Origin of the sequence: Methylomonas rosea (genome assembly GCF_024505055.1) — a bacterium.
Classification (GTDB): Bacteria; Pseudomonadota; Gammaproteobacteria; order Methylococcales; family Methylomonadaceae; genus Methylomonas; species Methylomonas rosea.
This window is the reverse complement of the sequence record NZ_JANIBL010000040.1, coordinates 1-16,628: the sequence shown is the minus strand read 5'-3', so window position 1 is coordinate 16,628 and position 16,628 is coordinate 1. Positions and strand designations below refer to the sequence as shown.

Sequence of the window (16,628 nt, the reverse complement as noted above, 5' to 3'; positions counted from 1 at the left end):
GGGTTCACCGTCCTGTGTTTTGGATATAAACATCATGGGGTGCCGAAACCACGGCCGTTGAATCAATCACCAGATAGCCTGCATCGCTGAGTTTGCGCGCCTGGCTTTGCCAGTCATCGACAATTTGGGCCATTTGCTCCTGGTTGGCATTGGGCGGTATCGCCTGAATCAGCTTGGCCCGATCAAGCACGAACACAGGCGTGACCAAGTTCAAACGTGCCAAAGGCTGCTGAAGTTGCTGGTGAGCGGCGAACCAGCCGCCTACGGTGCCGAAACTGGCCGCAATCAAGATCACGCTCAGCCATTGCGATTTAACGTCCATGACTGACCTCCCGAATTTTAGTTTTGCGACTGTCGAGCAGCTGTTGAATGGCATCACCCAAGCTCAATCCTTGCCGGCGCAATTGCTTCAGGGCGTTGACGTCTTCGGGTTTGGTCGAGAATAGAATGCGTTTGAACGGATCGACTATCAGTCGACCAATACCGGAACCCATCTCGGTGATGAAGAAAATTTCGGAATAGGCACCGGGCAGGGTATGCACGGTTTTTAGCAGTTCATAGCCGCCTTCCGACAATGGCAAGCGGCGGTCCTGCTTCATGCCTTCGATGACTTCGGCCTTCTGTCCCAAAAGATACATATTGGCCGAGTTCTCGACGATGGCGCGGCCGGCGGCATTGCGGTACAAGTCGTTCACTGACTGCGTGATTGTCACCGCTGCGCCACCGTATTTACGAAACCGCCGGTAGCCATGCTCCATGAACTTGGCTACATCGCCTTCGGTGAGCAAATCCCAGGCTTCGTCGATGATCACGATCTTGGGCCGATTGCGTTCGCCAAGATACATTTCCTGCTGGATTTGATAAATCAGTTGCAGCAACACCACCTGCTGCAGATGCTTACGGCCTTTGAGTTCTTCCAGTTCCAGTATGGTAAAGTCGCTGGCGAACTTGGCGTTATTCTTGCCGTTGAAATAACGGCCATATTCGCCTCGGGTGGTGAATGGAAAAAGCTGCTCACCGACATCCTTTAGGCGTTGATCGGTTTCGCTACACAACTGTCTGGCAATGTCGTCGACCGACATGGACTGGGCTTTTTCGGTCCAGAGTTGCTTCAGAATACGTTTCAGACCGGCGGTCTGGAAATCGGTCAGTTTCTCGGTCGGTGCCGCCATTTGACTGACCAATCCGGCTAACATATCGGCTTCTTCCTCGAAGTTCTGCACGATCTCGAACGGGTTCATGCAGATGCCTGAACCGTGGGTGAATTTGACGAAATCGCCTTCCAAGACCTCGCAGAGGTTTTCATAGGAGCGGCCGACATCGATCGCCCAGATTTGTGCACCTTCAGTCAGATAGCTGACGATGATCTCGTTGGTCAGAAAGGATTTGCCTTTACCGGATTCGGCGGCAATGCATAGGTTGTAATTGCCGGTGGTATCGAACAGCGACACGGCCATGTGCTCGCCGTTACGCGAGACGAAATTCAAAGTCGGCGTGCCGGTGCCGGCCCAATCACCGAATAGCGGTAATAACGGAATAGCATGCCGCGTGGCCAGCGTGCGATAGCGTTTCAGATCGGCAATCGCCGTTCGCTCCGGCCCAAACGGCAAACAGTTCAGGAAAAACGGCAGACAGAAATATTTATCCTCCAGCAACTGAAAACCCAGCTCCCGGAAATACACTCGAGCATTGGAAACAGCTGCGGCTTCATCCTGTTCATCGCAGAACAGCAGCACACCGAAATAGGCCCGAATCGGCCGGTCGCCGTCGCGGTAGGCATCGAATAACACGTCGAAATGGTGTTTGCGTTGTACTAGTACCGGCAAAAACCGGGCGATTGGCGTATTGACCTGGTTGGTGATGAATTGCCTAACGCCTTCTTGTCGTGAACGGGTCGATTCGGCATCGGGGTAATGCAAAGTCAGACTGATCAATGCATTCTGACGAATGCCGCGCGTGCCGGACAAAATATCACCCAGATAACTCTTGGCGCTGCCAAAGTAAAAATGATCGGGGGTGCGTTTGGCGGATAAGGTCTTAACGCGTTTTTGTCCTAGCCAAATGCCTTTTTCGTCGGTCCGAATCGCATTGTCGAAGTCCAATAACTGATCACGAATCAGTTGGGTGGGATCGCATTCCGGAACCACACGATCTTTCCAGCCGGCGTCCGGATGCCAATTGAGTATTGTGTTCAAGAGGCGAACGTATTGATCGGCACCTAACACTTCCGGATACAAGCCGATGGTCGACAAGGACTGTTGTGTAGCCAATTGCAACTCGGTCGCGCGGCGGATTTCCGCTTCACTGGGTCTGGGATTGGCGATGGGCAATTTCACCGTGACGATGACCTGACTGCGTCGCAGTCTTGCGCCCGAAATCGCTTCCGGTGGTTTGCTGGTGCCTTGCCGCAGGAAATCGATGCTGGCGCCCGTCATGGTTTTATAGGTCAGTTTTTGCTGTTTTAGACGCCGGGTTTGCATCACGGCCAGCGACTCTTCTATATCCGGTGAAGTCCAAAGACTGACTTGCAGCAAAGTCTCGGTTGGCCAGTCTTGGTTCAGCAACACGTTGACCCGCGCAGAAACGCTGGCATCGGCACCGGTCAGCGGACTACAGATAAAGCCGAAACCAATGCTGGCGTCGGCCATCAGGAACAGATGATGGTCGTATTCGTAAGCGAGCACCGTGAATAACTGATCGGCACGCTGGCGTTGCGAGTTAGTCATGGTGCGAGATCCTCGAGATAGAGTTGCTGCATGGCTTCGGTTTGGTATTCCTGGCATGAGCGAATGGTGAAGGGATGCCGGCAAACGCGAACCACACGCTTTTTGCGTGATAACTGGCGAGCTCTCGCCGGATGGCAGGGATTGATGGGTTTTCCATTGGCGGACTGGACTTTGACGGTCCGCGTCTCCTTCACCGATGGACAAGGGCGGCGGTTGCCCGCCGCGTTCTCGGTATCAATACTTGAACCGGTCATCGTGGTCGTCCGCCTAAAGGGTTGCCGTCACAATGTTGGTTATGATAGTCGGCGCCGCAAACAGGCCGACCCCGCTAGCAATCCCTAGCACAAAGCCCATGATGCTGCCGCGTACCACACCGGCCACCAAGCCGACGATCACGAACACGATGGCGATGATGCGGCCGAGCAAGCCTTCCACCCAGCCAGTGAGCAAGGTCCAGACAGTGTTGAACTCGGTACCGCCGGTACCGGCCATGGCGTCGGATGCCATCAACATAAAAAATAACGATGCCAGAGTGACCAAGACCCCGGTTCGATAGGATGTTTTCATCAAAATGTCCTCTTAGGTTAAACGACGGTTGCCCGTCGAATCTCGGACGGTGAGTCCGGCAGGTTTTAAGCGGTTGCCCGCTCACTCTCGCAGGGGGTGTGTGACCTGCGGTAAAAAGGGATTAAGGCTCAGGGCAATGGTTTGCCTAATCGATTCACAGGACTTTCGTCTTCAGCGGTATCGACGCTGGATCGTTTCTCCGGTGGACGTTGCTCAACTTGCAACGGAATCAACGATGCATTGGCTGCTGATGCCGCTTTGCCGATCATCCAACGCCTCGGTTCCAGTTCGGTGTAGACATAGTTGGACACCATCAAATCGCCGTCGGCATCTTCCCAAGGCGCGATCCAGATGCGCATGACCTGCGATGGCGTGCGAATCGGCGTGGGATCTTCGATCTTGGGCACGGGCTGTTGTAACGGCGGTGCGAGTGTCGGTGTTGAGGTTGACTCCGAACTGGGGTTATTTTCCGCAGGTGCTTCCGTTATTGCCGTATTGGTGACCTGGTAAGCCTGCGTCGTCGACAGACAGCTGGGTTCATCCGGCATGCCTTTACAGCCGTATTCGGTGGTGGCGCAGCCGGTGGTTAACACCATCAGCAACAGGCCGATAAAAATCAGGGAATTGGAGTGCATGGTTTTCAAGGCTGTGTCTCCGGTGCGTTGGCATTTTGGGCGTTTGTAGCGGGCGTCGTTGCCAGACTGGGCAATGGTTTCGGTTTGTCGTCCAACCAATCGGCTAACACCTCGGGTGCGCCACTGTGGGTGCGGCCGTCCGGGGCGATCAGAAACGGCACGCCCTTTAAATCGAACAGCTTGGCGGTGACCACGGCTTTTTGCAGCGGCTCTTTGTTGCACTGGCCGGGCGGCTCGGCTGGTAATCCGGCGTAATCCTGTTTCAACAAGCGGTCGCGCACCGCGTCTTTGGCTTTTGTCTCGCTGGATACCAATTGACACGCTAGTTGCACGACAATATTTTGCGATTCTGGACCGAGGATGGGGATCATCACCAGTTTGAAGGTGTACTGGTCTTGCAAGGCTTGCAGGTCTTTCATGACTTTGCCGCAGTACGGGCAGCGCGGATCGATGAATACCAACACTTGGGCTTTACCGTGACCGACGGTCACTGCGCCCAGATCGTCGGCCTTGAGCTTCATCCGCGATAAGTCGATACGGTTGGCAATCTTGTCGATGTCCGCCAGTTCCTTGATCTCCTGCTGAGTCCAGATATCCATCAATTTGCCACCATAAAAGGCAAAGCGGCCGTTGCTGGAAATGAATACGGTTTGATCGCCGGTTTTGACCATCTTCAGGCCAGAGATCGGTAAATCCTGCATGCCGTCGATCTTGATCGACAAAAGGCCTGCGGCAATATCCGAGACCGGTGGTTTTGGCGGATTAGCGGCCAGAGCAATCGATGTAATGAATAGCGGGACCAGTAATAAAGGTATGTGGCGTAGCGTCATAACGACCTTTGGGTTTGGATTAAGGAATCAACTCGGTGACTTCAGCTTCAGCGCCGTGCCTTTTTGCACGATGAAGTTGACCTGGCGGGTGGCATCGACTTCGATGACCGGGTAAATCTCTTCAGCCATGTCCATGTAAAAATGCGACAGCCGCTCCATCGCATAGCCCGCGCCTTTCAAGGCACCGCCTTCCATCGACTGCGAGGAAAAGGCACTTTGGAATGGTGTGGTACCGGATAGCGCTCCCAGACCACCGGTCATCAGCACTGGAATTTGGTTGCGACCGAAGGCATCGGAAAAGCCACGCAGAAAACCGGCCATCATGGACTGGGCGAGTAACGCACCTTGTTTGGAGACCACCCGGCCACGCACCCCGTTTTTGCCATCTTCGCCGGTGGCATAGGCATTCATCGGTACTTCGATCACGCCGCCGTCCTGGCGTACGCAGGAAAAGGTCTCGCCGCGAAAATAGGCGCGCTCAGCACTCAATTCACCGAAGCCTGCGGCCAGCAGAAAGCACTCCCGCACATCGGCGTGGAAACGGTTGGGCAGAATGGCTTCCTTCTTGATCCTAAACAGCACCGGCATCGGTTCTTTCTTGGCCTTCTTGCCGGTTGGCGCATCGAGACCATTCAACAATACCCCGGTCAATATGCTGCCGGCCGGGATGAAGACGTCGCTGCTGGCATGACCTTGCTGCGAGAGCCCGCGATTGTTGGTCGGAGCTGCGTCTTTGTCTTTACCGTTGGACTGCTCAGCACCTTCCTGGATGACTCGAATCTGCATCGCCGCAGGCGCTTGAGAATTCGATCGTCCTCCCGAGACGCCAGTATTACCCTGTGTCGGTGCGGGAATGGCGGCCTGCTCGAAGACGCGGTTGAGATCGTCTTGTCCATTGTCGAAAGGCGCGTTGCTTGGGCGGCGGTTAAAACTTCTTCCCTGTGTCGATGGCTCCATGGTAGGTTGACTGGCGTCAACTGGGTTGCCGGTTACTGACGGTGTGGATGCTTTGTTTTTCAGCGTCTCGACTTCACCGGTGACCGCTTGCAATTTGGTTTCATAGGCTTCGCGCTCGGCGCTGGTCCATTGTTTGAAACGCAGTTCGTCGGATTGCTGTTCCCGGCGTTGCTGTTCTTCGATCGCAACCAGACGGCGAGCTTGTTCCTCGTTCTTCTGCAATAGATCGCGTAGTTGCGCGGAAATACCGTCAATGCCCAAAGAACGGGGATCACTGTCGGTCAAAATATGCTGGATGGTCGCTTGTTTGCTCAGCGGTTTGCTGACTTCCGGTGTTACGGTGGCCAGTGCGATGATGACGGCCAACAGCACGGTACCGATGCTGCCCACGGCCAAATTACGTTTGGCGGTCGGGCTCAAGCGTGTCCACCACGAATCGAGAGCTGCCATTACGGTTGGCCTCCGCCCAGTAACGAAGGCCGCAAACTGGATGACGCCTCGGGCGATTGTCGGACTACGACATACAATTCGGTGGCTTCCTGCGGTTTCAACACCACGTTGGGCCAGACCGACACGGCCAGCACGTCCTGTTGCGTTGTCGCACAACTGCGCTCATCGAACTCGAGCATGTCGTCGCCGGTATTCTTGGCAAGCCCCACCAGAATCAGCCGATCCTGGCTTTCCAGGACTTGGCCGGTTTTGATCTGCAGGCGGTCTTGCAGGCAGCGAATTTGCTCCTGGGGCTTGGGTTCGCGTAGCGAATAACCGGCTGGGGTCTTCTGCAAACCCAAATCCCGAAACAAGGTTTTCAGTTGGCTGATGTAGGCTTGTTCTTGCTGATTCGACGTCCGATTCGCGCTATCGGCGCGCTGCCATTGGTTCAACAACTGGTAGCTGTCTTTGTCCAGATCGAGATGGATTTCCCGTGCCGGAATGCGTTTGGGGATCAAAGTCAGTGATAGCGCGATGTCCTGGTTATCGCCGGGGGTGATGTATAAGGTCACCGGCGTTTCGTCGGCGGTGGCGACATAGACGATTTTGCCTTTGGTACTGGTGGTGGCCTGGCTGGTGGTCGTGACCACCGGATGTTCGAACGGCGTGACTAGGCGATTCAGGTGGCCGACGGCAATCGGCATCAGTTCGTTGATACCGGGTTTAACCGCGATGTGCTGCGGGCCGATGGAAGTGGCTGATACTGAGTTTGATGCTGCCGCTTGCTGTTTGGCTGCTTTCAAGATGCTGGCATCGACCGGCGGTAACTCGATGCCGAAATCGGGCTGCGATGGGACAACTGGCTGCGATGGCGATGAGGATGAATCTTCGATCACAGTGGTTACCGGCGGCAACACCGTCACGGGTAAGCCATCGGCGGCCCATGCCGAACCGGCAATGCAGAGTAATAGCCAAAGATGCAATACAAGTTTCATGGTTTTACCTCTTGGGGTTGGCCTTGAGTAGCGTTCAAACGGGCCAGAGTTCTGGGGGAATCCGGATAAACGTCGATGTATTCCAGGCGGGGCCGATAATTTTTGATGGCGATGATGAATTCATAGGTACGGGGTTTGACGTCCGGTTTGGAACTGGGGCCTTGGCTTTTGAGTTCGCCGCTGACGAAGACTTTGTTGGTCTCGGCTTCGTAATCGACGTGACGCGGCGTAAAGCTGATCGCGACCCGGTCCATTTTGATGGCCTTGATTTGATCGCTCATGGCATCCAGGACACTGCGGTAAATATCGGGTGCCAATAACGGCTCGACTGCGGTTTTCAGAAAGTCGGCATTGGCCGGCGTGGTGTTGCCGAGGAGTTCAGCCAGAAACAAGCCCCAAGACTCCTTAAACTCACTGGAAGCTTGGCTGCGGGTGACTTCGACTTCCTGCGTCAAGCTCGGCGGCACCAAAATGATGCTACGTTCGGTGCGCCAGGCGGCCAGCGAGGTAATCACGCAGATCACCAACAAGCCGATGATGATCACCCGGCTGAGCCGATTCTCGGTCTCGTGGCCATCCCAGGTTTGCAGAAAATCCGACCATCTCATGGCAGGAACCGGCGGATGTAGGGATTGGGAATGGTCCGTGCGCGACTGGGCAACAAGCCCAGCCAATACAGCGCATGCAAGGTATAACCGTCAGGCCGATTATCGCGGAATCGCCGGTAAAACTTGACGGCAATGAAACCCAGCACCAAGCCGGGCATGAACTGATCAATCAACATACCGGTGAGCATGCTGACCATGAAGGGCACGATCTCGTCCGCACTCCACAGCAAAATGTGGATGGGATCATCGATCGATTGGGGGATGGCAACGGGTTCCATAATGACCTCCGGTTGGGATGGTCATTATTGTGAGGCGGATTTTTAGCGAGTCGTTTGCGAAAACTCGCTATTTATCGCGCTTTCGCAAGTTGGGCTATGAAAATTTGAAAATAATGCGGTTTCGCCTTTGTAGCAGTATTTTGAGAACGACCGGGTAATTGGTTCGCCGAAATCTTGAGTGGCTGGCTGATCAGTCAGTAATCACCGGAAAACGGCCCCTGGATAGTTCCACACGTTCACGCAAGTCTAGGCCTGGCTTGAAGTGGATGGTATACCGAATCGGCACGCTGACTGGTTCGCCTGTCTTGGGATTGCGCCCCATGCGGGCAGCACGCTGATTCACCGAGAACCCACCAAACCCTCGAATTTCAATACGTTCGCCCTGTGCCAAGTGATGGCTCATAACATCGATGGTGATGTTGATGGCCATCTCGACATCCCGTTGCAGTAGATGAGGCAACCTAAGGCTGATGCGTTCGATGAGTTGGGATTTTGTCATGCTCTGGGATGGATTGGGTTAATCGTTCGAAGGATAGGTGTCAGGCAATTACAGTGTCGGCAGTGTTGCGCCACCTTGTTCGATAACGATGGCCTCCTTGAGCAAGTCGCCTGCCGTAGGATATTTTTCATACAAACGGCCTATCGATTGATAGTAAGCCAAGGTATCAAAAGGGGCTGCGCTTTGCTGTCTGATCAATCCTGCCAATCTCGACCGGAAATCAGGCGAAACAGTCACCATGCGTAGGCCTTTGACGATCTTGGTATCCGAATCCACCAAAACCAGATTAAACGGCAGATAGGCATGGCCCTCATCGATCGTCTCGTCACCGGCTAAATGAATGGTAAAGGCCAAGTCGGACCAATCCAGGAAGCCCTCGACTTTAAACAAAAAGAACAGGTGCTTTTGTTCGGCAAACAAAGCAAACGAGGCGGCGCCATTGAGAAACGCTTGGATTTCGCCCAGTGAAACTGAAAAATTAAAAGTCAATAGTGGCGCGCCGTTAGCGAGAACAATACTCATGCCTTCTTCCGGCATGTCGTGATCGAAGCGTTCACCTACGCAAAGTTTTAGATATTCCATAACATTGGGGCCGATTGTGCACATAGGCTTTAATTTTAAAGGACAATCCGCTTCAACTCCTCAGTAAATATTTGATTCCAATCGTAATAGCGACGAATCCTTGATTTACGGCTAAACTTTCCCATCTAATCGGCATAAATCATGCCGTGGCCGCTGCGCGCTTGTGTATTTTATGGGCTGTTGTTTCAGCAGTTTTTTCCACCCACATTTACTGAAAGTCATCATCTGACTATTACGCTTACATAGTATGACTACGCTCAAAACAAACAGGATTGCGGTCTTTGTCGATGCGGAAAATGTCACCGGTTGGATTAAGAACGACGGCGTGACGGTATTGATCAACGAGCTGAAACAATTGGGACAAATCATCATACGCCGCGCTTACGGCGTGTGGAGTCGTCCCCAACTTGCCATGCACCAAGCTGCCATCAATCAGCAAGGTTTCGAGTTGATTCATTGTTACCATCCCGTCACCGGTAAAAATACGGCCGATATCCAAATGACGGTCGATGTCATTGAGTGCGCCTGGCAACTGCCGAATATCAACTGCTTTGTATTGGTCACAGGCGATTCGGACTTCAGTCCGGTGTTCCGACGCCTTCGGGAAATGGAAAAGGAAGTGATTGGGGTCGGACAACATTCAACATTAAGTGAATGCGTCAAAACATCGTGCAGCCGGTTCATCTATACCGATGACTTTGTTGAATATCGACAGCCATTATTAGAAACCGGATCCACTGCCAAACAGGCGCCACCAGCTACGCTACCGACAAACCCTGCTGCGACTAATGCCGTACCAGAACTAAACGCTGCCAATCGGTTAGTCACTCAACTGTTGCAGGATGCAAAAGAGGCCGTCAACATCTCGCAGCTGAAGAATACTTTGAAAGCCCAGTTAAACTTTGACGAAAAGCAATTTAACTTTAGCACTTTCACCGCGTTCTTAACCGCGATTGCAGGCGTCAAACTGACCAAAGTCGGAACCGTCAATTATGCAGCGCTGGATGGCACGTCTTCAAACGATAAAGTCGACGAACCCAAGCCAACCAGTTCGGAACAGTATGTCAGTGCTCTAAAAAAACACAATCTACGTCTAATTAGCGCGGATCGACTAAAAACTATCTACAAACAAGCCACTGCGATTAAATCGATAACCTCCGATATGACCACGCTCAAGGATGCGGTGTTTACGGTAAGCCATAAGGTAGATGGTCAATTATCAAAAGCAGACGTCAATAAAGCCTTCAATCTGTTTGTTAGACTGGACTTGGTTCATACCGAAAAAGCGAAAGGCGGTATCGATGCAATCAAAGTCAGGAAAATTGCATTAAAAGACTTTTTGTTAAAAATAGATAAGCTAATCATTTCTACACTGCTTGAATTAACCAAAATCTCCAGTTTTCAGCTAAAAGCCAAGGAAATTAAGAAAATCACCCTATCAACAATAAGCAAAGATGCTATTAAAAAGATGATTGGAGAAAAATGAATGAATCTTGGATTATTTTGTTGAGATTGACAGGTCAAAGGCGACCCCAAGCGGACTGTCAGATAAATTTTCCGAATGCAGCAAGCTTATGAAGAACAGACATTTAAAAGCACTCGGCCAGTCGTTGAAGTTATCCAGACCAAGTTATCATGCCAAAAGTGTATGTTATACTTTTTGTACATCAGATTTCGGCACTGAAATTTAGTTTTATCTTTATAAATCAAAATATTGACGACATTGAAAACCAAAATTTGACGAGCAAAAAGTATATCATGTTTAGAACTATAAGGATTTTAGGCGGTGATCAGCCTTGACGTTAACTCTAAGCAATAGACTGAATCAATGCTGAAACAGGTTTTTGATAGGGAGCAACTTTCTAAAGCACTTGCATCATCAGATGTTTGGCAGTGGGGTTTATTGTCTGGTTATGGCGATGTCGAAACAGCCGTAGATCACACTGTTAAGCACTGGAATTCACATAACATTACGCTATCATCATTAGACACAAGGACAGTAAAGAGCAAGCCAGTCTTTATCCCGGCGAAAATGGAAGATGATTTTGCAATCAAGCTACTTGATCGGTTTATTCGACGAATTTATAAAGTCAGGCAGTCAGATCGTAATCGAATAGTCAGACAGTTAATAACGCTGCTAAAAGACTCTGGCAAATATCACGTCCTTCGATTAGATGTCAAAGATTGTTATGAAACCATAAAGTTTAAATATCTAATCAATAAGTTCGAAGATGAACTGATTCTCGCCCCTGAATGTATCAAGTTACTTAACGAAATTCATAGTGATCTTCGGAGTAATCATGATATGCATGGTTTGCCCAGAGGGTTGTCAATAAGCCCTACACTTGCAGAGCTTTATTTAGAATCATTAGATAAGAAAGTGGCATCAAATCCTGATGTGATATATAGCGCAAGATATGTTGACGACATCATTGTTCTAACGCCAGCAGGTAAGCAAAGCGGCGTACAAACTTATGTTGAAGACCTCATGAATGAAATGGAACTCAGTCTCAATAATAATCCTGGGAAATACTATAGTAATCCTTCATGCTCAGCAGAGTTTGATTACTTGGGGTATTCGATCAAGGTGGAGTCTAAAAAAGATAAGCCAAACAATGTAACTTTGAAAATATCTCGATTGAAATTAAATAAAATTAAATCTCGAATAGCAATCAGTTTTTGTGATCATAAAAAACAAAACAATATATCCCTTCTAAAAAGAAGGCTCGAGTATCTTTGTATGCTGAAAAGAGTACGAAAGGGTAAGAATGGAGATTTATTAGCAGGTCTTGCTCATAACTATCAGTATGTGACTGATGGCTTTGAGTGTTTAAAGTCTCTTGATGGTTTTCTCTGTCAACAATTGGCTAGCCATCGATTTGGACTCAATCAACAAGAACAAGAAAAAATTAAGAAAATATCAATATATGGAAATGCAAGAAAACGGAATATAGGGAAATTTAGCAAGAAGCAAACAGCTCAAATAATGCGGGCTTGGCAAAATGCCTGATATTATTAAAGTAGATACTAATGACAAGTTAAGAACGTTGCTAACCGATGTTCTTCCCTATGAACTACCGTTATGGTTCTCTAACTTCACAATGTATCAGCGGTTTAGTACCCCAGAGCATACTAATGCATATAAGACTATTTCTGGTCTAAATTTTGAAAGTGAAACTGGAGTCTATATTCCTTTGGATTACCTCGTAAGTCGAGGTGGTAGCAATTCGTCACGTGCAATATCAATCATGCACCCGGTAGCTCAGCTGAAAGTTTGTGATTTTTATAATAAATACGATGATCTTATAGAATATTACTGTACAAAATCAAAATACTCTTTAAGACACCCTTATAGAAAATCAACCAAGTTCTATGGTAAATCTCAAGAAGGATCAAAGCTAACTGATGGCGTTGAAAGCGCAGACGAAGAACGGATTGTTTCAAGTTCCTATTTTAAATACAAAAAATATCCATTTTTATATCGTTTTTTCGAGTCTTATGAGTATCACAAACTGGAAAAGCAGTTTCACAGCATGCTTCAGGTTGATGTATCCAAGTGCTTTCCCAGTATCTATACGCATTCAATTGGTTGGGCTGTAAAAAATAAGCGCTTGGCAAAAGATAAATCAAAGGGAAGTTTTGATGGGGAATTCGATAGCTTAATGCAGCTCACCAATTATCGTGAGACTAACGGTATTATCGTAGGACCTGAAGTGAGTCGGATTTTTGCAGAAATTATTTTACAGAAAATCGATTTAAACCTAGTCGACAAAATGATCAAGAATGGGTATAGAATTTCGAAAGACTATGATTATAGGCGCTATGTCGATGATTATTTTGTTTTCTTTCGCTCTGGAGAAGTGAAAACAACTTTTATAAAAGCGCTAGAATCATGTCTCTTGGAATATAAGATGTATTTGAATGAGGCAAAAACAACAATAGCCTCTAGGCCTTTTGCCACTGACATATCTTTGGCTAAACACGTATTAAGCCATGCTGTAGGTGAATACTACAATTCACGTTATAAGGAAAAAGACACTGATTCAGAATCCATTGTTCAATTAACAAAACCAAGCTCTAAAGCCAATAAGACAATATCTGAAATCAAAATGGCTTTGGCTAATCATAAAGTTGAGTACAACTCAATTTCTAACTATCTGTTTAGTGCAATTGCAAAGCGAATGCTTACGTACTTGTCAAAGATAGCAGAGATTGATGCAAAAGAAGAATTTCATTTAAATTGGCTGTTGGTTGATTTGGATGTGCTGTTTTTTGTTCATGCAATGGATATTCGGATAAGACCAACAGATAGGTTGGCGCGATTAATTCACGATCTGCTTGAAAGAACTTCGGATTGGCCACAAAGCCATAAAGAAATAATTAACAAGAAAATTTTCGACCATGTTAAGCAAGCAATAAATATATTTGTTAATCATGCGAATGACATGATTGGACTTGAGACATTAAACCTCTTGATTATCTTAACAATGCTACCATCAAAATATCAGCTACCGGAGAATAAACTGAAAGAGTATTTTGGTAGCTTGGAGAAGCATTCAGAAACCAATGATTTCTATTTTCGTTGGATAACATTCATGATATATATAGAGAGCAACCAAGAGTACAGTCAACTACGAGATGAGCTCATTGAAGCAGCTGATAATTACTTTCTGAATAGTGATGATATGTTTATATCCTCCGAATTCTTTATGTTCTACTTTGATTATTTGGCTTGCCCATACATCAGTAAGACAGTGAGAAAAAATATGATAGATGAAATTAAAAAAATCACCTTAAATAGCAAACAAATACCAGTACAATTCAATGTGGACACGCAAAGTCAAATAGTGCTTAATAAAGACTTTATTGTTAGCTGGAGAGACCCAGAATATTTAAAAAATAGCTTGGAGAAAAAAGAGTATATTTTCTCATACAACTAGTTTATGTCGCCTGCCTCCGTAGGTTTCTGCAATCACTTCTGTGTTTGTAAGGGCTTAGGGAATCCTTAGCCACACACACGATGGGAGGCAGGCGGCGCCCAATTATACCAAGCTAACTCAGACACCTAACTTAAACGCCGCGTTAGTGATTAGGAATGGATGTCTCTGTAAGCTTGCCATTTTTTTAGAAAAGATGGGTGAAAGCCTGCAAAGAAAAGAGTTAACGAGGCCAGTCGCAAAGCTGCGCTTCTGCTGACAGCGTTAAGCGGCTGTTTTGGGTGTTTCGCCACTATTTTAGCGACAGGCGGCTAGTGGCAGACAAGGCTAGTTCATAAGCTGCAAAGTTTATCCCCCGACGCTCTCTTGGTATCCAAATCTATGAGCGATTACGACCTAGCGTTTTCTTCTAAATCCGCTTTTGCGTATTGGCCAACAGCACGTTGACGGAGTAGGCCACGACAAAGACGCCGACAGGAACCGCTTGCGGTGGTATTGGACACGGTAGGGTTAAACTAACCAAAAGCAGATACAGCGCACCCATAATCAGATAAAGGCTGTAGCGATGCGCCATGGGGCTGGGATAATCGAAATTGGTCTGGCTGATCTTGCGCCGCACCAGTCCGTCGACGACGAACGGCAGGAAAGCGACCGCCAAGTAAGGCAACCAAATACACGCCGTGATTAGGCGCTTGATCATTTGAAAGATGGTGTCCCAGAGTACGTTGAGCCGGCTTTCGATAAACGGAAACAAATCGTGGCGCCCCACATCCTCGAAGCCTTTAGACATTTGGCGTTCGCGTTCGGTTGGAATGAAGTAGCGGAAAAGGCTCTCTCGAATGCCGGTAGTGACGAATAATCGATCAAACCAGTGTTGTGCCGTTTGGCGGATCTGGGATTCTTTTTCGGCACCAAAGTAATCGATCATCATGCGGTCTTCGGCGCGCTGAAGTTCGTGCGTCCATCGGTCCGAAACAAAACTGGCCACCAGGACCACTTCCAGTAACCACAGCATCAGGCTGAACAACAGATTGCGCGTCATGATTCCGCGCCTTGGCGGTCTTGTTGGGCGGACCGCAGAATCGGCAAGCGACCTTTGACAATCCGGCCACCGGATAACTTGGCGATGTAATGCAAATCGGGCAGTTGCCCCAACAGCTGCGGTGCAAACAGGTCGCCTTCTTCTTCCATCAGTCGTTCCCCGACATTGCCGGAAAACACACTGGGGTTAGTCGCACTGGTCGCAACGCCTTGAGTGCGCATGATGTATTTGAGCCGAGTTTTCGGCAGATTGTCGGTGATGTACTGCTGGGTCTCGCTGTCCATGATCCTCAGCGCGATTAAGTTGTTGACGTTACCCAGCACTTGGAGGGCTTTGTCCTGGGAACCGGTGCGGGCCGCAAAATCGGCAAAGGTTTGCGTGGCGATGAACAGGCGAATCTTGGCGCCTCGACCTTTGTTCAAGACCTGAATGAAGGGATCGTTGATGACTTCGGCGGCTTCGTCGACAAACACATTCACCGGTCTGTCCGAGACACCGTAGTTGTAACGGTCGCCGGCGACGGCCGCCAAATCGGCCAGCAGAATCGAGCCAATCGCACTGCCCACCATGCCGTCTGATAACGAGTCCAGGCCGATATAGGCCACCTGGGCTTTTTCGATGATGTGGCCGGTATTGGTGATGGGACGCAAGTCATCCACGTCATGCGGATTGGGTGACAGCAAAGGTCCCAAGGAACCGGAGGTCAGCATGTTCATGATCGGAATCAGCGAGGCGACCATCTTGCTGAAGTGCGCCCGGTCGTGTTCGAACAAGGACAACAGTCCTTCCAAATCCAAGTTCGGCAATTGATACTGCACGACCTCCCGGTAAAATCGGACCAAGCCAACCGCTTTGGAATCGATGTCCTTAGCGTTTTTCAGATAAGGCCGCGCCTCTTGCCGCCAATGACCCAGGTTGTTGTCGAAATAACGTTCCAGGGCCTGAATCACCAGGGTCGAAGGGCCGCCTTCCAGGTAACGGCGAAGCTTAACCAGCGTTGGCCGTTCCTCTATCACCATCAAGCCTTGAATCACGTTATCCAGCGATTTTTGGCCAAAGGCTTTGAACGGATCGTTACTGCTTTCGCTGGGCGAAATGGCGCTGATGCGGCTGGCGATTTCCGAAGGCCGGTTAAAATTGTGCAAGGGATCAAGGCGCACGCTGTCTTCTGGAAACGCCGGGTGGAAATACACGAAGCGATCCGGGCGCTTGGCCAGGGTGCAGGCGCGCTTGGCGCAGGCCATCAAATCCTTATCGCCTTTGGGATCGATGATGATCACGGCCTCGCCGCGCAAGACGGCCTGAGTGACCAACACGTCAAAGGCCCGCGTTTTACCAGCACCGGTGGTACCAACTAGCAGCGTATGGCCTGCGGTATGCTGCAAGGGCTGACGAATGTCGTTTTCGGATACTTCCAGGCCATGAATCCAGGCCGAGCCCATGCGTCGATGATCGCTCGGTATTAATGTCGAGACATCCCGTTTCAAAATCTCGTAGGCAAACTGGGCATGCTTTTGCACCCAATCGAACCCCCAGCCGT

General features: G+C 49.4%; 17 protein-coding genes. 3 read left to right on the top strand and 14 right to left on the bottom strand.

Going from position 1 to position 16,628, the window contains the following annotated elements; all coding sequences use genetic code 11:
- Positions 1-4: 4 nt before the first annotated feature.
- The 12 genes from NP589_RS13325 to NP589_RS13270 form a co-directional block, all read right to left on the bottom strand.
- Positions 5-322 (bottom strand): hypothetical protein, encoded by a 318-nt coding sequence (locus NP589_RS13325; protein ID WP_256607440.1) that lies wholly within the window; start codon positions 320-322, stop codon positions 5-7.
- On the bottom strand, positions 312-2,726 hold the full coding sequence (traC, locus tag NP589_RS13320) for a type IV secretion system protein TraC (RefSeq protein WP_256607439.1): 2,415 nt from the start codon (positions 2,724-2,726) through the stop codon (positions 312-314). The genes NP589_RS13325 and traC overlap by 11 nt, the downstream gene beginning before the upstream one ends.
- Entirely contained in the window at positions 2,723-2,980 is a 258-nt protein-coding gene (locus tag NP589_RS13315) for an RRXRR domain-containing protein (RefSeq protein ID WP_256607438.1), read from the bottom strand. Before NP589_RS13315 ends, traC begins: the two co-directional genes overlap by 4 nt.
- A 13-nt stretch (positions 2,981-2,993) precedes the next feature.
- The gene (traA, locus tag NP589_RS13310; protein ID WP_256607437.1) at positions 2,994-3,293 is read right to left on the bottom strand and encodes a TraA family conjugative transfer protein; all 300 of its coding nucleotides are present in this window, start codon (positions 3,291-3,293) and stop codon (positions 2,994-2,996) included.
- A gap of 128 nt (positions 3,294-3,421) precedes the next feature.
- On the bottom strand, positions 3,422-3,928 hold the full coding sequence (locus NP589_RS13305) for a TraV family lipoprotein (RefSeq protein ID WP_256607459.1): 507 nt from the start codon (positions 3,926-3,928) through the stop codon (positions 3,422-3,424).
- Between the two features lie 5 nt (positions 3,929-3,933).
- Positions 3,934-4,758, bottom strand: a complete 825-nt coding sequence (locus tag NP589_RS13300) for a DsbC family protein (protein WP_256607436.1) — start codon at positions 4,756-4,758, stop codon at positions 3,934-3,936.
- Positions 4,759-4,785: 27 nt separating this feature from the next.
- Complete coding sequence (locus tag NP589_RS13295) at positions 4,786-6,165, bottom strand: TraB/VirB10 family protein (protein WP_256607435.1); 1,380 nt, start codon at positions 6,163-6,165, stop codon at positions 4,786-4,788.
- Positions 6,165-7,142, bottom strand: a complete 978-nt coding sequence (locus NP589_RS13290; RefSeq protein WP_256607434.1) for a TraK domain-containing protein — start codon at positions 7,140-7,142, stop codon at positions 6,165-6,167. The genes NP589_RS13295 and NP589_RS13290 overlap by 1 nt, the downstream gene beginning before the upstream one ends.
- Positions 7,139-7,750 (bottom strand): TraE/TraK family type IV conjugative transfer system protein, encoded by a 612-nt coding sequence (locus tag NP589_RS13285; RefSeq protein WP_256607433.1) that lies wholly within the window; start codon positions 7,748-7,750, stop codon positions 7,139-7,141. The genes NP589_RS13290 and NP589_RS13285 overlap by 4 nt, the downstream gene beginning before the upstream one ends.
- Positions 7,747-8,028, bottom strand: coding sequence for a type IV conjugative transfer system protein TraL (traL, locus tag NP589_RS13280; RefSeq protein WP_256607432.1), 282 nt, complete (start codon positions 8,026-8,028; stop codon positions 7,747-7,749). The genes NP589_RS13285 and traL overlap by 4 nt, the downstream gene beginning before the upstream one ends.
- Positions 8,029-8,218: 190 nt before the next feature.
- Positions 8,219-8,527, bottom strand: coding sequence for an integration host factor subunit beta (locus tag NP589_RS13275; RefSeq protein WP_256607431.1), 309 nt, complete (start codon positions 8,525-8,527; stop codon positions 8,219-8,221).
- A 48-nt stretch (positions 8,528-8,575) separates the two neighbouring features.
- Positions 8,576-9,109, bottom strand: a complete 534-nt coding sequence (locus tag NP589_RS13270) for a hypothetical protein (RefSeq protein ID WP_256607430.1) — start codon at positions 9,107-9,109, stop codon at positions 8,576-8,578.
- A gap of 247 nt (positions 9,110-9,356) precedes the next feature.
- Here NP589_RS13270 and NP589_RS13265 point away from each other — a divergent pair, with 247 nt between their 5' ends.
- The 3 genes from NP589_RS13265 (at position 9,357) to drt3b (ending at position 14,049) form a co-directional block, all read left to right on the top strand.
- A complete protein-coding gene (locus NP589_RS13265; protein ID WP_256607429.1) occupies positions 9,357-10,595 on the top strand; it encodes an NYN domain-containing protein in 1,239 nt (412 codons plus the stop codon).
- A 342-nt stretch (positions 10,596-10,937) separates the two neighbouring features.
- The gene (gene drt3a, locus NP589_RS13260; protein ID WP_256607428.1) at positions 10,938-12,119 is read left to right on the top strand and encodes an antiviral reverse transcriptase Drt3a; all 1,182 of its coding nucleotides are present in this window, start codon (positions 10,938-10,940) and stop codon (positions 12,117-12,119) included.
- Positions 12,112-14,049: an antiviral reverse transcriptase Drt3b gene (gene drt3b / locus NP589_RS13255; RefSeq protein ID WP_256607427.1), complete on the top strand. Its 1,938-nt coding sequence runs from the start codon at positions 12,112-12,114 to the stop codon at positions 14,047-14,049. Before drt3a ends, drt3b begins: the two co-directional genes overlap by 8 nt.
- Positions 14,050-14,455: 406 nt before the next feature.
- Here drt3b and NP589_RS13250 read toward each other — a convergent pair whose 3' ends face one another.
- Both NP589_RS13250 and traD read right to left on the bottom strand, forming a co-directional pair.
- Positions 14,456-15,088: an IncC plasmid conjugative DNA transfer DtrJ family protein gene (locus NP589_RS13250; RefSeq protein ID WP_256607426.1), complete on the bottom strand. Its 633-nt coding sequence runs from the start codon at positions 15,086-15,088 to the stop codon at positions 14,456-14,458.
- On the bottom strand, positions 15,085-16,628 hold a 1,544-nt coding region (gene traD, locus NP589_RS13245), incomplete at its 5' end, for a conjugative transfer system coupling protein TraD (protein ID WP_256607425.1). The genes NP589_RS13250 and traD, both read right to left, overlap by 4 nt.